The organism is Hydrogenophaga sp. PML113 (assembly GCF_001777155.1).
Lineage (GTDB): Bacteria > Pseudomonadota > Gammaproteobacteria > Burkholderiales > Burkholderiaceae_C > Hydrogenophaga > Hydrogenophaga borbori.
Genome location: NZ_MIYM01000004.1, coordinates 27058 through 46192, shown reverse-complemented (window position 1 = coordinate 46192; position 19135 = coordinate 27058). Strand labels below are relative to the sequence as shown.

Below are 19135 nucleotides of genomic sequence, written 5' to 3'. Positions count from 1 at the left end.
CTTCGAGGGAAAACCCCCGAGGTGAGCGCGGGGCCGATTTCTAGAATTCCGTGGCCCTCTGGGGCGCCCGCACGCAGTGGCGGGCCGACATAACCACCACGGAGTTGAAACACATGGACCGTCGTTCTCTTATCCGGCATGCCGGAGTCGCCGGCGTGCTCGCCGCCGGCATCGCGCCTGCGGTGCACGCCCAGGCCACCATCCGCTGGCGCCTGACATCCAGCTTTCCCAAGGCACTGGACACCATCCACGGCGCCGCCGACGTCTTCGCCACCAGCATCAAGGCGATGTCGGGCGGCAAGTTCGAGGTCAGCGTGCACGCGCCGGGCGAACTGGTGCCGGCGCTCGGCGTCGTCGACGCGGTGCAGGCCGGCACGGTGGAGATGGGCCACACGGCGCCCTACTACTTCTTCGGCAAGGACCCGACCTTCGCCATGGCCACGGCCATTCCTTTCGGCCTGAACAGCCGCCAGCTCACGGCCTGGATGTACGACGGCAACGGCCTCAAGCTGTTCCGCGAGTTCTACGACCAGTACAACATCGTCAACTTCCCCGGCGGCAACACCGGCGCGCAAATGGGCGGCTGGTACCGCAAGGAAATCAAGACCGCGGCCGACATCAAGGGCCTGAAGATGCGCATTGGCGGCTTCGCCGGCCAGGTGCTCACGCGCATGGGCGGCGTGCCGCAGAACATCCCCGGCGGCGAGATCTACCAGGCGCTGGAGAAGGGCACCATCGACGCCACCGAATGGGTGGGCCCGTACGACGACGAGAAGCTGGGCTTCCAGAAGGTTGCCAAGAACTACTACTACCCGGGCTGGTGGGAAGGTGGCGCGCAGCTCGAGTTCTACGTCAACAAGGCCGCCTACAACGGCCTGTCGGCCGAACACAAGGCCATGGTCGAGAACGCGGCCTCGCACGCCCACACGGTGATGCAGGCCCGCTACGACGCGCGCAACCCCGCGGCCCTCAAGCGCCTGGTGGCCGGCGGTGCGAAGGTGCTGGCCTTTCCCAAGCCGATCATGGACCTGGCCTTCAAGGAGTCCATGGGCCTGTACGAGGAGCTCAACGCCTCCAACCCCCACTGGAAGAAGATCTACGCCGACTATTCGAACTTCCGCCGGGACCAGAACCTGTGGTTCCGCTTCACCGAGGCCCAGTTCGACCGCTACATGCAATCGGCTAAGCTCTGAGCCTCGCCGGCCCCCGGGCCGGCACCCCGCCACGGCGGGGTTTTTTTCTCGGGCCTTCGTGGCCCCTGTCCCGCGGGTGACACGCCCGCGGGGCGCCCCGGCCAAGCGGCCACCGCCGCGCGGCCCACGCCCATACCCATGGGGTTCACATGCAAGCCTTACTTTCGATCTCTCGACTCATCGACGCCATCAACGACCGCATCGGCCGCCTGATGATGTGGTTCGTTCTCGCGGCCACGCTCATCAGCGCGGTCAACGCCATCGTCCGCAAGGTGTTCGGCACCAGCTCCAACGCCTGGCTGGAGGTGCAGTGGTACCTGTTCGCCGCGGTGTTCCTGCTGGGCGGCGGCTACGCCTTCCTGCGCAACGCGCACGTGCGCATCGACTTCCTGTCGTCCAAGTTCAGCGCGCGCCAACGCAACTGGGTGGACATCGCCGGCATCGTCATCTTCCTCGCGCCCCTGTGCCTGCTCATGATGTACGAAGGCTGGCCCGTGTTCGCGCGCGCCTGGGCGTCGGGCGAGATGTCGTCCAACGCCGGCGGCCTCATCCGCTGGCCGGTGTACCTGCTGATTCCGCTGGGTTTTGCCATCCTGCTGTTGCAGGGCTGCTCCGAGATCGTCAAGCGCGCGGCGTTTCTGAGCGGCCAAGGCCCCGACGTGCTGGCCCACAAGGAGCCCGAAGAGGCCGATTTCCTGGTGCGAGAAATGTCCGAGGCCGACACCGCCTCCCATAAGAAGGCTTGAGCGAGCGCGCCATGGTCGAATTCCTTACCCACAACTTCGTGCCCTTGCTGTTCGGCGGCCTGCTGGCCTTCCTGCTGTCGGGCTTCCCGGTTGCCTTCGCCCTCGCGGCCACTGGCCTGTTCTTCGGCTACGTCGGCATGGAGATCGGGCTCTTTCCGCCCGGCCTGTTCCAGGCCCTGCCGCTGCGCGTGTTCGGGATCATGCAGAACGAGACGCTGCTGGCCATCCCGTTCTTCACACTCATGGGCATCATCCTGGAGCGCAGCCGCATGGCCGAGGCGCTGCTGTCGACCGTGGCCCAGGTGTTCGGCCCGGTGCGCGGTGGCCTGGCCGTGGCGGTGATTCTCGTGGGCGCGCTGCTCGCGGCCACCACCGGCGTGGTCGCCGCCGCAGTCATCTCCATGGGCCTGATCTCGCTGCCCATCATGCTGCGCTACGGCTACAACCGCACCATCGCCATGGGCACCATCACGGCCTCGGGCACCTTGGCGCAGGCCATCCCGCCCTCGCTGGTGCTGATCGTGCTGGCCGACCAGATGGGCCGCTCGGTGGGCGACATGTACGCCGGCGCGTTGGTCCCGGGTCTGATGCTCGTGGGCCTGTACCTGCTGTTCATCGCCGTGGTGGCCATCGTGCTGCCCAAGTGGGTGCCGGCGCTGCCCAAGGAAGCGCGCATCTACTCGGAGCCCAGCGGCGCCTCGGGCCACCGCTCGCTGCTGGTGCTGCTGGTGATCTGCGCGGTGGCCGGCTGGTTCTGGGCCCGCAACCACGAGGCCATCATCAATCCCCTGATCGGTCGCCAGATGGCGCCCGGTGGCGACGAGGTGGTGATCATGTCCATCAGCGTCGCGTCGGTACTGGCGCTGGTGCTGGCGCTGCTCAACCGCCTGTTCCGCCTGGGCCTGCTCTCGCGCCTGGCCGAGCAGGTGACCTTTGTGCTGATCCCGCCGCTGGTGCTGATCTTCCTCGTGCTGGGCACCATCTTCCTGGGCGTGGCCACGCCCACCGAGGGCGGCGCCATGGGCGCGCTGGGCGCGCTCATCATGGCCGCGGGCCGGCGAACGCTGAGCCTCAAGTTGCTGCGCGAGGCGCTGGAGAGCACCACCAAGCTGTCCATCTTCGTGCTGTTCATCCTGATCGGCTCCACGGTGTTCAGCTTCACCTTCAACGCGGCCGACGGCCACATCTGGGTCGAGCACCTGTTCGACAAGCTGCCCGGCGGGCAGATGGGCTTCCTGATCGTCGTGAACTTCCTGGTGTTCGTGCTGGGCATGTTCATCGACTTCTTCGAGATCGCCTTCATCGTGGTGCCGCTGCTGGTGCCCGTGGCCCAGAGCCTGGACATCAACCTGATCTGGTTCGGCGTGATCCTGGCGATGAACATGCAGACCTCCTTCCTCACGCCGCCCTTCGGCTTCGCGCTGTTCTACCTGCGCAGCGTGGCCGCGCGGCAGGACTACACCGACAAGGTCACCGGCCAGCTGATCCCGGCCGTCACCACGGCGCAGATCTACAAGGGCTCGATCGCCTTCATCGTCCTTCAACTGATCATGGTCGCGGTGGTCATGCTCAACCCGGGCATCGTGGTCGGCAGCCTGGGCGCGCCCGTCAAGGTGGACAACCAGGCCGTGCAGGAGCTGCTGCGCGACATGGCGCCACCGTCCGAGGACAGCGGCTACGGCACGGAGGAAGAGACGCCGTCGGCAGAGCCGTCCGCCGACGGGCTCAAGCCCGAGCCCGAAGAAGCGGCGCCGGCGGAGGTCGACCCGAACAAGGCGCTGGAAGACGCGCTGAAACCCAAAGGCAACTGAGGCCGAGCGCATGCAGATCGACGTCAAGATCCTCGACCCGCGCATGGCGGGCCAGCTGCCGGCCTACGCCACACCGGGCAGCGCCGGGCTGGACCTGCGCGCCTGCCTGGACGCCCCGCTGCACCTGGCGCCCAACGCCTGGCAGCTGGTGCCCACGGGCCTGGCCATCCACCTGGCCGACCCGGGCTACGCGGCGCTGATCCTGCCGCGCTCGGGCCTGGGCCACAAACACGGCATCGTGCTGGGCAACCTGGTCGGCCTGATCGACAGCGACTACCAGGGCCAGCTCATGGTGAGCGCCTGGAACCGCAGCGACGTGGCCTTCACCATCGAGCCCATGGAGCGCCTGGCGCAGATGGTCATCGTGCCCGTGGTGCAGGCGCGCTTCAACGTGGTCGACGACTTCGCGGCCGAGAGCGCGCGCGGGGCGGGCGGCTACGGCTCGACAGGACGAGGCTGAAGAACCTCCGCCGCACCAGCCACGCCACCAAGAAGCGCCGCGGAACCGGCTTTGCCGGGCCGCAGGCGCCGCCCCCTTGAGGGGGCGCGCGAAGCGCGGCGGGGGTGTTTCTTGTCAGTGCAGGGTGGGCGGGACCGGCGGCGACTGCGCCGGGTCCGTCACGTCCAGCTGGGTGCGGAAGAAGCCCGCGCCCAGCGTGCCCTGGCCGATCTCTTCCTCCGTGGCCTCACGCACCGCGTGCAGCTTGAGGTGGATGCGGATGGCGATGCCCGCGAGCGGGTGGTTGCCGTCGAGCACCACGTGGTCGGGGTAGATGTCGCTCACGAAGAAGAGGCGGTCGCGCGGCGCGGCGGGGTTGCAACCGGGCGGCAGGCCCTCGAAGCCCATGCCCTCTTCCAGTTGCTTGGGGAAGCGGTCGCGCGGCTCCAGGAACAGCAGCTGGTCGTCGTAGTCGCCGAAGGCGTCGAGCGGCTCCAGGTGCAGGTCCAGCGTGTCGCCGGCCACGTGGCCCTGCAGGGCCTCTTCGATCTTGCCGAGCAGGTCGTTGCCGCCGACGAGGAATTCGACCGGCTCCTCCAGCACGTCGAGTTCCTCGCCCAGCGTGTCCTTCAGGGTCCAGGAGAGCGCCACGACGCACTGGGGCGTCACGGCCATCGGGGAAGCGGCGTCGGATTTCATCGGACAATTCTCCCATGAGCCCCAACACCGGCCCGAGGCCCGCCCCCCTGTCCGACGAACCGCTGGCCCTGCTCGGCGGCCTGAGCCCCGAGCGCTTCATGCGCCGCCACTGGCAGAAGAAGCCCCTGCTGATCCGCCAGGCCATCCCCGGCTTCCAGCCGCCGCTGGCGCGCGCCGCCCTGTTCGAGCTGGCCGGGCGGGAGGGTGTCGAGTCGCGGCTCGTCGAGCACGCCCGCGCCGGCTGGGGCTTGCGCCACGGCCCGTTCGCGCGGCGCGCGCTGCCGCCGCAGAACCGGCCGCGCTGGACGCTGCTGGTGCAGGGCGTGGACCTGCACAGCGACGCCGCGCACGCGCTGCTGCAGCGCTTCCGCTTCGTGCCCGACGCGCGGCTGGACGACCTCATGGTGTCCTGGGCCAGCGAGGGCGGCGGCGTGGGCCCGCATTTCGACAGCTACGACGTCTTCCTCTTGCAGGCCACGGGCCGGCGGCGCTGGCGCATCGGCCGCCAGAAGGACCTGAGCCTGCGGCCCGGCGTGCCGCTCAAGATCCTCCAGCACTTCGAGCCCGAAGAAGAGTTCGTGTTGGAGCCCGGCGACATGCTCTACCTGCCCCCGCGCTGGGCGCACGACGGCGAGGCCGTGGGCGGTGATTGCATGACCTGCTCGATCGGCTTTCGCGCGCCGCAGCGCGGCGGTCTGGCCGGCGAACTGCTGCAGCGCATGGCCGATGCCTTGGAGGACGACACCCTCTACCGCGACCCGGCGCAGGCCGCCACCGCGCAGCCCGCCCGGCTGCCCGAGGGCCTGCAGGCCTTCGCGGCCGACGCGCTGCAGCGCCTGCTGGGCGAGCGCGATGCGCTGGCGCTGGCCCTGGGCGAGGTGATGACCGAGCCCAAGCCCCACACCTGGTTCGACGAGCCCGCCGGCGCCTGGACGCCCGGCGCCTTGCGGCTGGATCGGCGCACGCGCATGATGTACGACGACCGCCACGTGTTCATCAATGGGGAAGGCCTGCGCGCCGGTGGCGCCGACGCGCGCCTCATGCGCCGCCTGGCCGACCAGCGACGCTTGAGCGCGGGCGATACCCGGAGCGCCAGCGCCGAAGCCCTGGCCGTGCTGGCCGACTGGTTCGCGGCCGGCTGGCTGCACCACGAACCCGAGTGAGCGAGGGAGGCCCATGCCCGACACCGAAGCCCGCGACAGCCCCGCGCCCGATCCGGTGGAACTGCCCGAGGGCCGCTTGGTCGGCCGCGTGGCCTTCGCCGACGCGGTGCGCCAGGCCATTGGCGTGGCGGCCTCGCAGGCCTGGCCGATGCTCTGGCTGGTGGACGATGACTTCGCCGACTGGCCGCTCGGGGAGCGCTCGGTCATCGCGGGGCTGAACGCCTGGGCCCAGCGGGGGCGCCGCATGCGCCTGCTGGCGCGCGACTTCAGCGCCTTGCGCACGCTGCACCCGCGCTTCACGGCCTGGCGCACCACCTGGTCCCACCTGATCGAGGCCCACGCCGTGCCCCAGGCCTCGCCGCACGAACTGCCCGGCGTGATCTGGACCGCGGACTGGACGCTGGAACGACTGGACCCGGTGCGCTGCAGCCTGGTGGCCAGCCGCGCGCCCGAGCGCCGCGTGGCGCTGCACGAGCGCCTGGACGAGTGGTGGATGAAGGGGCGGCCAGCCTTCGCGCCGACTACCTTGGGCCTGTAAGGCCGCGCGCGACGCGCGGCGGGGGTGTTTACAGATCCGCGGCGAGCAGCTGAACGATGCGCTGCGCGTTCGCCGACGCGTCGGGCTGGCCCTGCGCGTCGAGCACCGACACCGTGGTCAGCTCGGCCTCGCTCTTGACGACGATGCGGTAGCGCTGCGGCGTGGGCTGCTTGTCGTCGGCGCCGAACATGCGGGCGAAGAAGCCGGGCTTCTCACCCGGCTTGGCCGGTTCCACGTAGCGAACGAAGTAGGTGCCTTCGCTGCGGTTGCGGTCTTCCACCGTGAAGCCGCTGCGGTCCAGCGACAGGCCCACGCGGCGCCAGGCGCGGTCGAAGTTGTCGTCGAATTGCAGCGCGGGCCGGTTGTTCACCGTGGTCACGCGCGCGGCCTGTGACTTCGCGGGCGCGGTGGCGGCCACGGCCTGGGCCTGGGTCTCGCTCACGCCGAGCTTGACCATCAGGCGTCGCAGGAACTCGGCTTCGAGCTCCGGGTCGGCCGGGCGGGGCTGCCACGCGGTCTGGTTCTCGCGCTGGTTGGTGTAGACCTCGACCATGCCGCGGTGGGTGATGTAGATCTCGGTGCCGCCGCTGGCGTTGCGCTCCAGGCGGGTGCGGAACTTGTCGTACTCGCCGGTGGAATAGAGGCTGTCGAACAGGCGGCCGATGGTGCGCCGGATGATGTCCTGCGGCAGCTTGGCGCGGTTCTCGGCCCAGTCGGTTTCCATGATGCCCAGGGTTTCCTGGTCGGTTTCGAGCAGGAAGCCGTTCTCCTGCCAGAAGTCGCGGATGGGCCCCCACAGCTGGCCGGCCGGGCGGTTGACCACCAGCCAGCGCTGCGAACCGGCGCGTTCGATGCGCACGTCGCCCACCTCCACGGTGGCGGTGCCGCTGCCCTGCGCGGCGGCGGCATTGGCCTGGCCGGCCTGGAAGCCGCTGGCCGTGACGGCCGAGCCCGGCACCACGTAGCGCGACTCGCGGCTGAGCTGCGTCAGGTCGGGCGGCACGTCCAGCCGTTTGCCTTCCTGCGCGGTCTTGTAGTCGATCTTGTCCTCTTTGAGGATGGAACAACCCGTGGCGAGCAGCGCGGCGCACGCGATCAGGCCCAGGCGATGGAGTTGGCTCACGGTGCGGACGGCGGACGAAGGCATGGAAGGGCGGGGCATCGGTGGATGGGGGGAATCAGCTCAGCAGGCCGGACTCGCGCAGCGCGGCTTCGACCTGCGGCACGTATTGGCGCGACATGGGCGTGAGCGGCAGGCGCATGGTCTCGCCGCACAGGCCCAGGCGGGCCATGGCCCACTTGAGCGGAATGGGGTTGGATTCGCAGAAGAGCTGCTTGTGCAGGGGCAGCAGGCGCTTCTGGATGGCCATGGCCTGCTTCGCGTCGCCCGCGACGGCGGCCACGCAGAGCTCGTGCATGGCGCGCGGCGCGATGTTGGCGGTGACGCTCACGTTGCCGTGGCCGCCGCAGAGCATGAGGGCGACGGCGGTGGGGTCGTCGCCCGAGTAGATGGCGAAGTTCGCCGGCGCCTCGCGGATGAGCCACTGGGCGCGCTCGATGTTGCCGGTGGCTTCCTTGATGCCGACGATGCCCTTGACCTGGCTCAGGCGCAGCACGGTGTCGAGCTGCATGTCGGCCACGGTGCGGCCGGGCACGTTGTAGAGCACGATGGGCAGGTCGCCCGTGGCCTCGGCGATGGCCTTGAAATGCTGGAACTGGCCTTCCTGCGTGGGCTTGTTGTAGTAAGGCACCACCTGCAGCTGGCAGTCGGCCCCCACGCCGCGCGCGAACTTGGCGAGGTTGATGGCCTCGGCCGTGGAGTTGGCGCCGCAGCCGGCCATGATGGGCACGCGCTTGTTGGCCTGCTCCACCGCGACGCGGATGATTTCGCAGTGCTCTTCCACCGTGACCGTGGGCGATTCGCCCGTGGTGCCGACCACGCCGATGCAGTCGGTGCCTTCGGCGATGTGCCAGTCGACCAGCTTGCGAAGGCCGGGGTAGTCGACGCTGCCGTCGGGGTTGAACGGGGTGGCCAGGGCCACGATGCTGCCGGTGATCATTTGCATGGCGGATCGGTGTGTCAGCGCGGCCGGGCGCGCGCTGGACGCCCTCGAGGGGCGGATAAGCGGAGCATTCTACCCAGCGGCATCCAGGGGGTACCGAGCGGGTGCTGCCTCGCGGGAACGGGTTTCGCGCACCGCCGCCAGGCGCTGCACGAAGCGGTCGGGGGCCGCGCAGAAACCGTCTTCATAGGCCACGATGCGAAGACCGCTGGCGGCCGTGAGCAGTTCCCCGGGGCGCAGCAGGAAGTCGGGCCGCGAGGGCTTGCCGACGCTGGCGTGGTCGATGGCGAAGGTCTCGTAGATCAGCACGCCGCCCTCGGCCACGCTGTCCAGGAGGCGGGGCATCAGCGAGCGCCACAGGTAGTTGGTGACCACCACGCCGGCGAATCGCTGGCCCTCGAAAGGCCAGGGGCCGTTCTCGATGTCGGCCTGCACGGCGCGGCCCAGTCCCTGGATGGCGGCGATGGCCTCGGGGTCCCGGTCCACGCCCGTCACCGGGTGGCCGCGCTGCGCGAACCAGCGCAGGTGGCGTCCGTGGCCACACGCCACGTCCAGCACCGCACCGCCCGCCGGCACCAGGTGGGACCAGCGCCGTACCCAGGCCGATGGCACTGGCGTGCCGTGCATCAGAAGCAGCTCCAGAGCCGGTCGGCGAGGTCCACGAGGAAGTCGGGCCGCTGGTACAGGGCGAACGTGGCCAGCAGGCCCGCGAGCGCCGCGGTCCAGACCAGGCCGCGCTGCCACAGCCGAGCCGCCGCCCGGCCGCCCGAAGGCGGCTCAGCCCCCCCGGGGGGCAGCGACCCGCACAGCGGCGGAGCGTGGGGGTCCATGTTCATGCGCTGGCTCCCACGCGCCGCGGCCCGCGCAGGATCGGCGCCTCGCGCACCGGCAGGTTCACGATGGCCGCGAACACGCCCAGGGCGATGGCGATGTACCAGACGATGTCGTAGCTGCCGGTCCGGTCGTAGAGGTAGCCGCCCAGCCACACGCCCAGGAAGCTGCCGATCTGGTGGCTGAAGAAGACGAAGCCGCCCAGCATGGACAGGTGGGCCACGCCGAAGATCTGCGCCACGGTGGCGTTGGTGGGCGGGATGGTGGACAGCCACAGCAGGCCCATCACCGAGGAGAACACGTACACGCTCAGGGGCGTGAGCGGCGCCCACAGGAAGCCGGCGATGGCGAGCGCGCGCGCCAGGTAAATGAAGGCCAGGATGTGGCGCTTGGCGATGCGCTGGCCCAGCGCGCCAGCGGCGTAGGTGCCGATGACGTTGAACAGGCCGATGAGCGCGAGCGCGTAGCTGGCCACCTGGGGCGACAGCCCGTTGTCCTTGAGGTAGCTGGGCATGTGCACGCCGATGAACACCACCTGGAAGCCGCAGACGAAATAGCCCGCCATCAGCAGCTGGAAGCTGCGGTACTGGAAGGCCTCGCGCAGGGCCTGGGCGATGGTCTGCTCGCGCCTGGCCGGCGCGCTGCCCGCGAAACCGGGCTCGCGCAGGCCCATGGCCAGCGGCGCGATCAGCAGCACCGCCACCGCCAGCACCAGCAGCGCGTTCTGCCAGCCCAGCCCCGCGATCAGCCAGCCTTCCACCGGCACCATGAGGAACTGGCCGAAGGAGCCGGCGGCCGCGGCCACACCCATGGCCCAGGAGCGGCGCTCGGCCGCGATCTGGCGGCCGATCACGCCGTAGATGACGGCGTAGGTGGTGCCGGCCTGGGCCGCGCCGATCAGCACCCCCGTGGTGAGCGCGAACGACAGGGTGGACGTGGACAGCGCCATGCCCGCCAGGCCCAGGGCATACAGGCCGGCGCACACCAGCAGCACGCGGAAGGCGCCGAAGCGGTCGGCCGCCATGCCGGCGAAGATGCCGAACACCCCCCAGGCCAGGTTCTGCACCGCCAGCGCGAAGGCGAAGGTCTCGCGCGTCCAGCCCTGGGCCTGGGTGATGGGCTGCAGCCACAGGCCGAAGCCGTGACGGATGCCCATGGACAAGGTGACGATCAGGGCCCCGCAGAGCAGGACCTGGGTGGCGGAGAGGCGCGGCGCGCCCGGGGTGGCGGTGGTCATCGGCGGATTGTGCCCAAGGGCCATTCGCCCCGGGCGTCGCGGGGGAGGCAGGGGCGATTGAAATTTCTGCGCGTTTTTGTTGCGCGCAGGGCATCGCCGGCCCGCGCCGACAGAAGGGCTGGGAATCCATCCAGTGGTTTTCGCCGTCCGCCCCTACAATCCGCGCCCATGGCAAGCACCCCCTCCACCTATTCGGAAGGCTCCATCCGCGTCCTCAAGGGGCTGGAGCCGGTCAAGCAGCGGCCGGGCATGTACACCCGCACCGACAACCCGCTGCACATCATTCAGGAAGTGCTGGACAACGCGGCCGACGAGGCGCTGGCGGGGTTCGGCAAGAAGATCAAGGTCACGCTGCACGCCGACGGTTCGGTTGGCGTGGAAGACGAGGGCCGGGGCATTCCCTTCGGCCTGCACCCCGAGGAACAGGCCCCGGTGGTCGAGCTGGTGTTCACCCGCCTGCACGCGGGCGGCAAGTTCGACAAGGGCAAGGGCGGCGCCTACAGCTTTTCGGGCGGCCTGCACGGCGTGGGCGTGAGCGTGACCAACGCGCTGTCCAAACGGCTGGAGGTCACCAGCTTTCGCGACGGCCAGGTGGCGCGCCTGGCCTTCTCCGGCGGCGACGTGATCGAGCCGCTGGCCGTGGCGCCGCGCGGCGAGGGCGACCGCAAGCAGGGCACCTCGGTGCGCGCCTGGCCCGATGCGAAGTACTTCGAATCGGCCACGCTGCCCATGAACGAGCTGGTGCACCTGCTGCGCAGCAAGGCCGTGCTCATGCCCGGCGTGACCATGCAGCTGGTGGTCGAGAAGACGAAGGAGACGCAGACCTGGCAGTACAAGGGCGGCCTGCGCGACTACCTGCAGCAGACGCTCACCGCCGATCCGGTGATCCCCATGTTCGAAGGCGAGGGCTTCGCCGAGGCCGGCCACGACAGCTTCGCCGAGGGCGAGGGCGCCGCCTGGTGCGTGGCCTTCACCGAGGACGGCGCGCCCGTGCGCGAGAGCTACGTCAACCTCATCCCCACCAGCGCCGGCGGCACGCACGACAGCGGCCTGCGCGACGGCCTGTTCCAGGCGGTCAAGAGCTTCATCGAGCTGCACGCCCTGCTGCCCAAGGGCGTGAAGCTGCTGCCCGAGGACGTGTTCGCGCGCGCCAGCTACGTGCTCTCGGCCAAGGTGCTCGACCCGCAGTTCCAGGGCCAGATCAAGGAGCGCCTGAACTCGCGCGACGCGGTGCGCCTGGTGTCCAGCTTCGTGCGGCCGGCGCTGGAGCTCTGGCTCAACCAGCACGTGGAACACGGCAAGAAGCTGGCCGAACTGGCCATCAAGGCGGCGCAGACGCGCCAGCGCGCGGGCCAGAAGGTGGAGAAGCGCAAGGGCAGCGGCGTGGCCGTGCTGCCCGGCAAGCTCACCGACTGCGAAAGCCGCGACCTCAGCCACAACGAAATCTTCCTGGTCGAGGGCGACTCGGCCGGCGGCAGCGCCAAGATGGGCCGCGACAAGGAATGCCAGGCCATCCTGCCGCTGCGCGGCAAGGTGCTCAACACCTGGGAGGTGGAGCGCGACCGCCTGTTCGCCAACAACGAGATCCACGACATCGCGGTCGCCATCGGCGTCGACCCGCACGGCCCCAACGACTCGCCCGACCTGAGCGGCCTGCGCTACGGCAAGGTCTGCATCCTGTCCGACGCCGACGTCGACGGCTCGCACATCCAGGTGCTGCTGCTGACGCTGTTCTTCCGCCATTTCCCCAAGCTGATCGAATCGGGCAACGTCTACGTGGCGCGCCCGCCGCTGTTCCGCGTGGACATTCCCGCACGCGGCAAGAAGCCCGCGGCCAAGGTGTACGCGCTGGACGATGGCGAGCTGCACGCCGCGCTCGACAAGGCCGCCAAGGAAGGCGTGCCGGCCGAGAAGTGCCAGGTCAGCCGCTTCAAGGGCCTGGGCGAGATGAGCGCCGAGCAGCTCTGGGACACCACGCTCAACCCCGACACCCGCCGCCTGCTGCCCGTCACCCTGGGCGCGCACGACTTCGCCACCACCGAGGCGCGCATCACCCAGCTGATGGGCAAGGGCGAAGCCGCGGCGCGGCGCGAACTCATGGAACTTCACGGTGACGCCGTGGAGGTGGATATCTGATGTCTGATGTGAACACCCCCGAACTGCCGCTGGCGCCCGCGGCCGAACCCGACGACAGCCTGGCGGCCTACGCCCAGCGCGCCTACCTCGAGTACGCGCTGTCCGTCGTCAAGGGCCGCGCGCTGCCCGACGTGTGCGACGGCCAGAAGCCGGTGCAGCGGCGCATCCTCTACAGCATGGAGCGCATGGGCCTGGGCTACAGCGGCAACGCGGCCGCGCGCCCGGTCAAGAGCGCGCGCGTGGTCGGCGACGTGCTCGGCCGCTTCCACCCGCACGGCGACCAGGCCGCCTACGACGCCCTGGTGCGCATGGCGCAGGACTTCGCGCAGCGCTACCCCCTCATCGATGGCCAGGGCAACTTCGGCTCGCGCGACGGCGACGGCGCCGCGGCCATGCGCTACACCGAGGCCCGCCTGGCCAAGATCAGCGGCCTGCTGCTCGACGAGATCGACGAGGGCACGGTGGACTTCGTGCCCAACTACGACGGCTCCACCACCGAGCCGCGGCAGCTGCCCGCGCGTCTGCCCTTCAACCTGCTCAACGGCGCCAGCGGCATCGCCGTGGGCCTGGCCACCGAGGTGCCCAGCCACAACCTGCGCGAGGTCGCCGAGGCCTGCGTGGCGCTGATCAAGAGTCCCAGGCTCAGCGACGAAGAGCTGTTCGCCCTGGTGCCCGGCCCCGACTACCCGGGCGGCGGCCAGATCATCAGCCCGGCCGGCGACATCGCCGACGCCTACCGCAGCGGCCGCGGCAGCCTCAAGGTGCGCGCGCGCTGGAAGATCGAGGACCTGGCGCGCGGCCAGTGGCAGATGGTGGTGACCGAGCTGCCGCCGGGCACCAGCACGCAGAAGGTGCTGGAAGAGATCGAAGAGCTCACCAACCCCAAGCTCAAGACCGGCAAGAAGGCGATCACGCAGGAGCAGAACCAGCTCAAGGCCAGCATCCTCGCGGTGCTCGACGGCGTGCGCGACGAGTCCAGCAAGGACGCGCCGGTGCGCCTGGTGTTCGAGCCCAAGAGCAGCCGCATCGAGCAGCAGGAGCTCATCACGCAACTGCTGGCGCACACCAGCCTGGAAACCTCGGCGCCGATCAACCTCACGGTGATCGGGCTCGACGGCCGGCCGGTGCAAAAATCGCTGCGGCAGATGCTGGTGGAGTGGATCGAATTCCGCCAGGCCACCATCACGCGCCGCTCCCAGCACCGCCTCGACAAGGTGCTGGACCGCATCCACATCCTCGAAGGCCGGCAGCTCGTGCTGCTCAACATCGACGAGGTGATCCGCATCATCCGCCACAGCGACGAGCCCAAGGCCGCGCTGATCGAGGCCTTCCGGCTCAGCGACCGCCAGGCCGAGGACATCCTCGAAATCCGCCTGCGCCAGCTCGCGCGGCTGGAGGCGATCAAGATCGAGCAGGAACTCAAGAACCTGCGCGAGGAACAGGCCAAGCTGGAGGACATCCTCGCCAACCCCGCGAGCCTCAAGCGCCTGATGGTCAGGGAGATCGAGGCCGACACCAAGGCCTTCGCCGACGAGCGCCGCACGCTGATCCAGGCCGAGAAGAAGGCCGTGGCCGAGATCAAGGTGGTGGACGAGCCGGTCACCGTGGTGGTGTCCAGCAAGGGCTGGGTGCGCGCGCGCACCGGCCACGGCCACGAGGCCTCGGCCTTCGCCTTCAAAGCCGGCGACGGCCTGTACGGCACCTTCGAATGCCGCACGGTGGACGTGCTCATCGTGATCGGCAGCAACGGCCGCGTCTATTCGGTGCCCGTGGCCAGCCTGCCCGGCGCGCGCGGCGACGGCCAGCCCGTCACCACGCTGATCGACCTGGAAAGCGGCACCCAGCCGCTGCACTACTTCGCGGGACCGGCGAACGCGGCGCTGCTGCTGTCCAGCAGCGGCGGCTACGGCTTCATCGCCACGGTGGAGTCCATGGTGTCGCGCCAGCGCGGCGGCAAGACCTTCATCAGCCTGGGCGAGGGCGAGACGCCCTGCGCGCCCTCGCACGCGGCCTTCTCCTCGGGCGGTCAGCCGCTGGTGCCGGCCACGCACGTGTGCTGCGCCTCCACGGGCGGGCGCATCCTCACCTTCGAGATCACCGAACTCAAGCAGATGGACAAGGGCGGCCGCGGCCTCATGCTGATCGACCTGGAGCCCAAGGACACCTTGGCCGGCGCCGCCGCCTACATCCGCAGCGTGAAGATCGAAGGCGTTGGCCGCGGCGGCAAGGAGCGCGAGGAAACGCTGGAGATCCGCAGCCTGAACAACGCCCGCGCCGCGCGCGGCCGCAAGGGCAAGGCGGCGGACCTGGGCTTCAAACCTTCGCGGGTCACGCGGGTCGAGTAAGCCGCGCGGCCACACCGGTTCCTTCCGTTGCCGATGGCCAAGCCCCTGACCCTCGACGCGCTGCGCCGCCACGCGATCGCGCGCAGCCTGTTCAGGCCGCTGGCGCTGCCGGCCGCGGTGCGCCGGCTGGGCTTCGTGCAGGCCGACCCCATGCGCGCGCCGGCGCGCGCGCAGGACCTCATCCTGTTCCAGCGCGTGCGCGACTACCGTGCGGGCGACCTGGAGCGCCGCTACGAGCGCCTGGGCCTGGAGGAAGACGCCTTCGTCAACTACGGCTTCGTGCCGCGCGGCATGCTGGCCCTGCTGCACCCGCGCACGCCGCGCCAGGCCTGGGACGCCGACACCACCCAGCGCGCGCGGGCCGTGCTCGATTTCGTGCGCGAGCGCGGCCTGGCGCACCCGCGCGAGGTGGGCGAGGCCTTCGCCCACCACGGCCGCGTGGCCGGCTACTGGGGCGGCGACCTGAACGCCAGCACGCGCCTGCTGGACCACATGCACTACCACGGCTGGCTGCGCGTGCGCCGGCGCGAAGGCGGCACGCGGCTGTACCAGGCCATGGAGCACGCCGCGCAGGACGACAGTCCCGCCGCGCGGCGGGCGCGCGCCGAGGCGCTGGTCGACACCATCGTGAACCTCTACGCGCCGCTGCCCGCGCCCAGCCTCGGCTACCTGGTCACGCTGCTGCGCTACGGCGCGCCGCAGCTCGCGGCCGAGGCCCGCGCCGTGGCCACGGCCGCGCGCACGCGCTACGGCCACGCGGTGGTCGACGGCACCACCTGGTTCTGGCCGGCCGACGAAAACCCCGCCTCGCGCCGCCACCAGCCGGATGGGACAGGCCTGCGACTGCTCGCGCCCTTCGACCCCGTGGTGTGGGACCGCCGCCGCTTCGAAATGTTGTGGGGCTGGGCTTACCGCTTCGAGGCCTACCTGCCCGCGCCCCGGCGCACCATGGGCCACTACGCGCTGCCGCTGCTGTGGGGAGAACAGGTGCTGGGCTGGGCCAATCTGCGCCTGGAGCGCGGGCGCCTGGTGCGCGAGCTGGGCTTCGTGTCGGGCCGGGCGCCGCGCGACGCCGCCTTCAAGCGCGCGCTCGACGAGGAGCTGGCGCGCTTCGAGGCATTTCTGTCGGGTTATGGGCGCGCCGTGGGCGGGCCCCAGGAGTGAAACGATGCCATCTGGCGAACTCACCGGCGTGGTGATTGCGGTCGCGGTTGGGGTGCTGGCGTTCGCCGTGTCCCGCTACGCCACGAGGTACTTCACCCAGCGGCGCGCGGAACGGGAGAAGGCGAAGCAAGCCGCCGGCCAGAGCCGGCAGGTGCGGCGCGCGAACGCGCGCCGCCAACGCTGAACCTCAGACGCCGAGCCTCAGTTCAGCTCCGCGATCAACTCGATCTCCACGCAGGCCCCCATGGGGAGCTGCGCCACGCCGAAGGCGCTGCGCGCGTGCAGGCCGGCGTCGCCGAAGACCTCGCCCAGCAGCTCGCTGCAGCCGTTGGTGACCAGGTGTTGTTCGGTGAAGGTGGGGGCGCTGTTGACCAGGCTCATGACCTTGACGATGCGCTTGACGTCGTCCAGCGTCTTGCCCGAGGCCTGGCAGGCGGCCTGCAGCGTGCCCATGAGGGCGATGGCGACGCTGCGCGCGGCCTCCTTGCCCTCGTCGGTTTCCATGGTCAGGCCCAGCTGCCCGACCCAGGCCTTGTTGTCCTTGCGGGCGATGTTGCCGCTGATGAACACCAACTGGCCGGTCTGCACGAAGGGCACGTAGGCGGCGGCCGGGGTGGCCACGGGGGGCAGGGTGATGCCCAGTTGCTTGAGCTTGGCGAGTGCGCTCATCGGTCGCTCCTAGGGAATGGGAATGGCGAAAAAGAGCGGGCCATTCTAGTGGCGCCCCATGGGCGTGATGGATGGCTGCGTGCGAGGGACACGCCGCGGCTTCTTTGGCTGGGCCCAACACCTCGACGCTCAATCGGCGTAAGGAAACGCCAAATCCACGCCTGCACGTTGGGCCTCTTCGGCCCAGATGCGCTTGACCACCGCGCGGGGCAGGTACCTGGAGGTATAGAGGAAGGGCTCGACCTCGGTGGCGTACTGACTCTCTTCATCGACGTTGCCGGCTTTGTGAGCGGCGAACGAGGCGCGCATCATCTGGCGGAAATGAAAGGCGTCGTCGCCGGGCCCCAGCCCCGCAATGAGATTGCCTTGCCATATGCGCGAGTAGATGGCGGCGGAGTGGGATTCGGTGTCCCAGTAAACCGTGAAAGAGCTGCCTTCGTACTCTCCGGTGATCATATTTTCCTGGAAGGGCTTGAAGCCTTGACTCGTTCGCAGAAAGATTGCCCGGGGCTCGAACAGCAACACGGGCTTGCCCTTGGCGTTTTTGTAGGGCTCTATGTCGCCCGATGTAATCGCATCGCACCAGCCGTCGCCGTCGATGTCCACCCAGGTTACATCGACGGCGTCTTCTCTTTTCCAGTGCCGAGTCAATCTCGCGACCGTTGCCTCCGAGTCACCTTCCTTACGCAGATATGCCCAAGGAGAAAACGCCTTCCAAGCCTTCATGTCACGCTTACACGTCGGCAGATCAATCGTCAATGATGTAGCTTCGACGTTTGAGGCGCTCGCGCTGATTGGCACCTCCTGTCCGTGGGTAGGGAGGGCAATCACCAGCATCACCATCGCGATCGACATCCAATCAGTTCGCGTCATCACGTCTCCGTGTTGCAGGCTGACTTGTTCCTGCCCTGTGGCGACCGCCGCGCCAGTCGTGCTCGAAGGGCGTTCGCCCTTGAAGCTGAGGATGGCGCGGCGCTCTTCGTCGTAGGCCCAGGTGTTTAGGCGCTCGTTGCGGGCTTGGCCATGGCGGCTCAGTCGCTGTGCGCTGATGCCGGTGAGCAGCGTCGGAAAGCGCGGGTCCTCGTAGTGGTACAGGCGACCGAGCGTGGGTGGCGGGGTGGCGCCATCGCTGGGCTGTGGCCTGGGGTAGATCACCCGCGTGAGGTTGGCGATGGGCTCACCGGGTTTGGCGCTGGAGCCTTCGGGTAAGGAGCCTCCGTGTTCGTAGCCGAAGCGCCCCACGGGCGTGTCGATGCCCTGCACGCCGCGGTAGCGCTGCGGGTCCTGGGCGCTGGCCTTGTCCAGCACATGCAGGCGCAGGCGCCGCCCGGCGGGGTCGATCACTTCGCTGAGCCAGCCGCGCCCGTCGTAGCGCAGGCTGAGGAATTCGCCGCTGGGCGCGCGGATCTGCTCCAGCTGGCCCCGGGTGTTGAAGCGCAGCTGGCGCCCGTCGGCCCAGCGCCAGAGGTACTCGCTGCCGCGCGGCGTGTGCAGTCGGTGCACCAGGCCTTGCAGCGGGTTCAGGCCACGGTAGAGATCGCCTTGGTCCTGGCCTGGGCCTTGGCGTTCGTCTGGAGGCAGGGCGAAGGCGATGCGCGTGCCATCGGCCTGCACGACTTCCAGCGTGCCCGCCAGCGCACCGGTGCCCACGCGCAGCGTGGTCTCGTAGCTCAGGCGCCAGCCGCGCCCCAGCATGTGGCGCTCGGTGTCGGCGCTGTTGTAGTAGCGGATGAGTTCCAGGCCGAGCACGCCGGGCAGCGCGGGCATGTCCACCTCGCGCTGGAACTTGTTGCCGCCCAGCACATTGAGGGGGTTGCCCGCACCGCTGTCCACGCCCGAGGTGTTGCCCAGGGTGGCCGCGCCCGCCCCGCCGCAGGGGCTGCCGGTGCTGGGGGCACCGGCGCAGCAGCTCACGCTGGGGTCGCAGGCGGCTTGGGCCGTCGGCGGCTGGCCGAAGAGCAGCACAAGGGCGAGCAGGCCCAGCCCATGTTGGGCGCGGCTGCGCGCGGCCTTGAGCCCCTCCCACAGGTGATGTCTGTGCATGCCCCGTCCCCCCGATGCGATCCGAAACGCCCGTGCCGGCGGCACGAGCGCGCGATCA

Annotated in this window: 18 protein-coding genes; 10 read left to right on the top strand and 8 right to left on the bottom strand. The window is 69.7% G+C overall.

What is annotated here, in order from left to right; all coding sequences use genetic code 11:
* Positions 1-113: 113 nt before the first annotated feature.
* The 4 genes from BHU06_RS08705 to dut all read left to right on the top strand — a co-directional run bounded on the left by BHU06_RS08705 (position 114) and on the right by dut (position 4210).
* Positions 114-1193: a TRAP transporter substrate-binding protein gene (locus BHU06_RS08705; RefSeq protein ID WP_070398793.1), complete on the top strand. Its 1080-nt coding sequence runs from the start codon at positions 114-116 to the stop codon at positions 1191-1193.
* A gap of 149 nt (positions 1194-1342) precedes the next feature.
* Entirely contained in the window at positions 1343-1939 is a 597-nt protein-coding gene (locus BHU06_RS08700; RefSeq protein WP_070398792.1) for a TRAP transporter small permease subunit, read from the top strand.
* Between the two features lie 11 nt (positions 1940-1950).
* A complete protein-coding gene (locus BHU06_RS08695; protein ID WP_070399200.1) occupies positions 1951-3750 on the top strand; it encodes a TRAP transporter large permease subunit in 1800 nt (599 codons plus the stop codon).
* Positions 3751-3760: 10 nt separating this feature from the next.
* Complete coding sequence (dut, locus tag BHU06_RS08690) at positions 3761-4210, top strand: dUTP diphosphatase (RefSeq protein ID WP_070398791.1); 450 nt, start codon at positions 3761-3763, stop codon at positions 4208-4210.
* Between the two features lie 114 nt (positions 4211-4324).
* Here dut and BHU06_RS08685 read toward each other — a convergent pair whose 3' ends face one another.
* Positions 4325-4864, bottom strand: a complete 540-nt coding sequence (locus BHU06_RS08685; RefSeq protein WP_070398790.1) for a peptidylprolyl isomerase — start codon at positions 4862-4864, stop codon at positions 4325-4327.
* A 38-nt stretch (positions 4865-4902) separates the two neighbouring features.
* Between BHU06_RS08685 and BHU06_RS08680 the strand changes: the two genes are divergently transcribed.
* Positions 4903-6051: a cupin domain-containing protein gene (locus BHU06_RS08680; protein ID WP_070398789.1), complete on the top strand. Its 1149-nt coding sequence runs from the start codon at positions 4903-4905 to the stop codon at positions 6049-6051.
* A gap of 13 nt (positions 6052-6064) precedes the next feature.
* Entirely contained in the window at positions 6065-6589 is a 525-nt protein-coding gene (locus BHU06_RS08675; protein WP_070398788.1) for a hypothetical protein, read from the top strand.
* A 28-nt stretch (positions 6590-6617) separates the two neighbouring features.
* On the opposite strand, the gene bamC is transcribed toward BHU06_RS08675, so the two are convergent.
* From bamC to BHU06_RS08650, 5 genes are all read right to left on the bottom strand, one after another.
* Positions 6618-7736 (bottom strand): outer membrane protein assembly factor BamC, encoded by a 1119-nt coding sequence (gene bamC, locus BHU06_RS08670; protein WP_070398787.1) that lies wholly within the window; start codon positions 7734-7736, stop codon positions 6618-6620.
* Between the two features lie 31 nt (positions 7737-7767).
* On the bottom strand, positions 7768-8655 hold the full coding sequence (gene dapA, locus BHU06_RS08665) for a 4-hydroxy-tetrahydrodipicolinate synthase (protein WP_070398786.1): 888 nt from the start codon (positions 8653-8655) through the stop codon (positions 7768-7770).
* Positions 8656-8724: 69 nt separating this feature from the next.
* Positions 8725-9279, bottom strand: a complete 555-nt coding sequence (locus tag BHU06_RS08660; protein WP_070398785.1) for a bifunctional 2-polyprenyl-6-hydroxyphenol methylase/3-demethylubiquinol 3-O-methyltransferase UbiG — start codon at positions 9277-9279, stop codon at positions 8725-8727.
* On the bottom strand, positions 9279-9488 hold the full coding sequence (locus BHU06_RS08655; protein ID WP_139147021.1) for a hypothetical protein: 210 nt from the start codon (positions 9486-9488) through the stop codon (positions 9279-9281). The genes BHU06_RS08660 and BHU06_RS08655 overlap by 1 nt, the downstream gene beginning before the upstream one ends.
* Complete coding sequence (locus BHU06_RS08650) at positions 9485-10720, bottom strand: MFS transporter (RefSeq protein WP_070398783.1); 1236 nt, start codon at positions 10718-10720, stop codon at positions 9485-9487. Before BHU06_RS08650 ends, BHU06_RS08655 begins: the two co-directional genes overlap by 4 nt.
* 168 nt (positions 10721-10888) lie before the next feature.
* On the opposite strand from BHU06_RS08650, the gene BHU06_RS08645 reads away from it, so the two are divergent.
* From BHU06_RS08645 to BHU06_RS08630, 4 genes are read left to right on the top strand one after another with little or no spacing between them, the layout of a single operon-like run.
* Complete coding sequence (locus BHU06_RS08645; RefSeq protein WP_070398782.1) at positions 10889-12856, top strand: DNA topoisomerase IV subunit B; 1968 nt, start codon at positions 10889-10891, stop codon at positions 12854-12856.
* Positions 12856-15201 (top strand): DNA topoisomerase IV subunit A, encoded by a 2346-nt coding sequence (gene parC / locus BHU06_RS08640; protein ID WP_070398781.1) that lies wholly within the window; start codon positions 12856-12858, stop codon positions 15199-15201. The genes BHU06_RS08645 and parC overlap by 1 nt, the downstream gene beginning before the upstream one ends.
* Before the next feature lie 33 nt (positions 15202-15234).
* On the top strand, positions 15235-16365 hold the full coding sequence (locus tag BHU06_RS08635) for a crosslink repair DNA glycosylase YcaQ family protein (protein WP_070398780.1): 1131 nt from the start codon (positions 15235-15237) through the stop codon (positions 16363-16365).
* A gap of 4 nt (positions 16366-16369) precedes the next feature.
* On the top strand, positions 16370-16549 hold the full coding sequence (locus BHU06_RS08630; protein ID WP_139147020.1) for a hypothetical protein: 180 nt from the start codon (positions 16370-16372) through the stop codon (positions 16547-16549).
* Between the two features lie 17 nt (positions 16550-16566).
* Here the strand turns inward: BHU06_RS08630 and BHU06_RS08625 are convergent, their stop codons facing one another.
* Positions 16567-17034 (bottom strand): RidA family protein, encoded by a 468-nt coding sequence (locus BHU06_RS08625; RefSeq protein WP_070398778.1) that lies wholly within the window; start codon positions 17032-17034, stop codon positions 16567-16569.
* A gap of 129 nt (positions 17035-17163) precedes the next feature.
* Positions 17164-19077, bottom strand: coding sequence for an RHS repeat domain-containing protein (locus BHU06_RS08620; RefSeq protein WP_070398777.1), 1914 nt, complete (start codon positions 19075-19077; stop codon positions 17164-17166).
* Positions 19078-19135 lie beyond the last annotated feature (58 nt).

Coding starts and splice junctions, on each gene's coding strand:
- BHU06_RS08705 (WP_070398793.1), top strand. CDS start 114: ATGGACCGTCGTTCTCTTATCCGGCATGCCGGAGTCGCCGGCGTGCTC.
- BHU06_RS08700 (WP_070398792.1), top strand. CDS start 1,343: ATGCAAGCCTTACTTTCGATCTCTCGACTCATCGACGCCATCAACGAC.
- BHU06_RS08695 (WP_070399200.1), top strand. CDS start 1,951: ATGGTCGAATTCCTTACCCACAACTTCGTGCCCTTGCTGTTCGGCGGC.
- dut (WP_070398791.1), top strand. CDS start 3,761: ATGCAGATCGACGTCAAGATCCTCGACCCGCGCATGGCGGGCCAGCTG.
- BHU06_RS08685 (WP_070398790.1), bottom strand. CDS start 4,864: ATGGCCGTGACGCCCCAGTGCGTCGTGGCGCTCTCCTGGACCCTGAAG.
- BHU06_RS08680 (WP_070398789.1), top strand. CDS start 4,903: ATGAGCCCCAACACCGGCCCGAGGCCCGCCCCCCTGTCCGACGAACCG.
- BHU06_RS08675 (WP_070398788.1), top strand. CDS start 6,065: ATGCCCGACACCGAAGCCCGCGACAGCCCCGCGCCCGATCCGGTGGAA.
- bamC (WP_070398787.1), bottom strand. CDS start 7,736: ATGCCTTCGTCCGCCGTCCGCACCGTGAGCCAACTCCATCGCCTGGGC.
- dapA (WP_070398786.1), bottom strand. CDS start 8,655: ATGCAAATGATCACCGGCAGCATCGTGGCCCTGGCCACCCCGTTCAAC.
- BHU06_RS08660 (WP_070398785.1), bottom strand. CDS start 9,279: ATGCACGGCACGCCAGTGCCATCGGCCTGGGTACGGCGCTGGTCCCAC.
- BHU06_RS08655 (WP_139147021.1), bottom strand. CDS start 9,488: ATGAACATGGACCCCCACGCTCCGCCGCTGTGCGGGTCGCTGCCCCCC.
- BHU06_RS08650 (WP_070398783.1), bottom strand. CDS start 10,720: ATGACCACCGCCACCCCGGGCGCGCCGCGCCTCTCCGCCACCCAGGTC.
- BHU06_RS08645 (WP_070398782.1), top strand. CDS start 10,889: ATGGCAAGCACCCCCTCCACCTATTCGGAAGGCTCCATCCGCGTCCTC.
- parC (WP_070398781.1), top strand. CDS start 12,856: ATGTCTGATGTGAACACCCCCGAACTGCCGCTGGCGCCCGCGGCCGAA.
- BHU06_RS08635 (WP_070398780.1), top strand. CDS start 15,235: ATGGCCAAGCCCCTGACCCTCGACGCGCTGCGCCGCCACGCGATCGCG.
- BHU06_RS08630 (WP_139147020.1), top strand. CDS start 16,370: ATGCCATCTGGCGAACTCACCGGCGTGGTGATTGCGGTCGCGGTTGGG.
- BHU06_RS08625 (WP_070398778.1), bottom strand. CDS start 17,034: ATGAGCGCACTCGCCAAGCTCAAGCAACTGGGCATCACCCTGCCCCCC.
- BHU06_RS08620 (WP_070398777.1), bottom strand. CDS start 19,077: ATGCACAGACATCACCTGTGGGAGGGGCTCAAGGCCGCGCGCAGCCGC.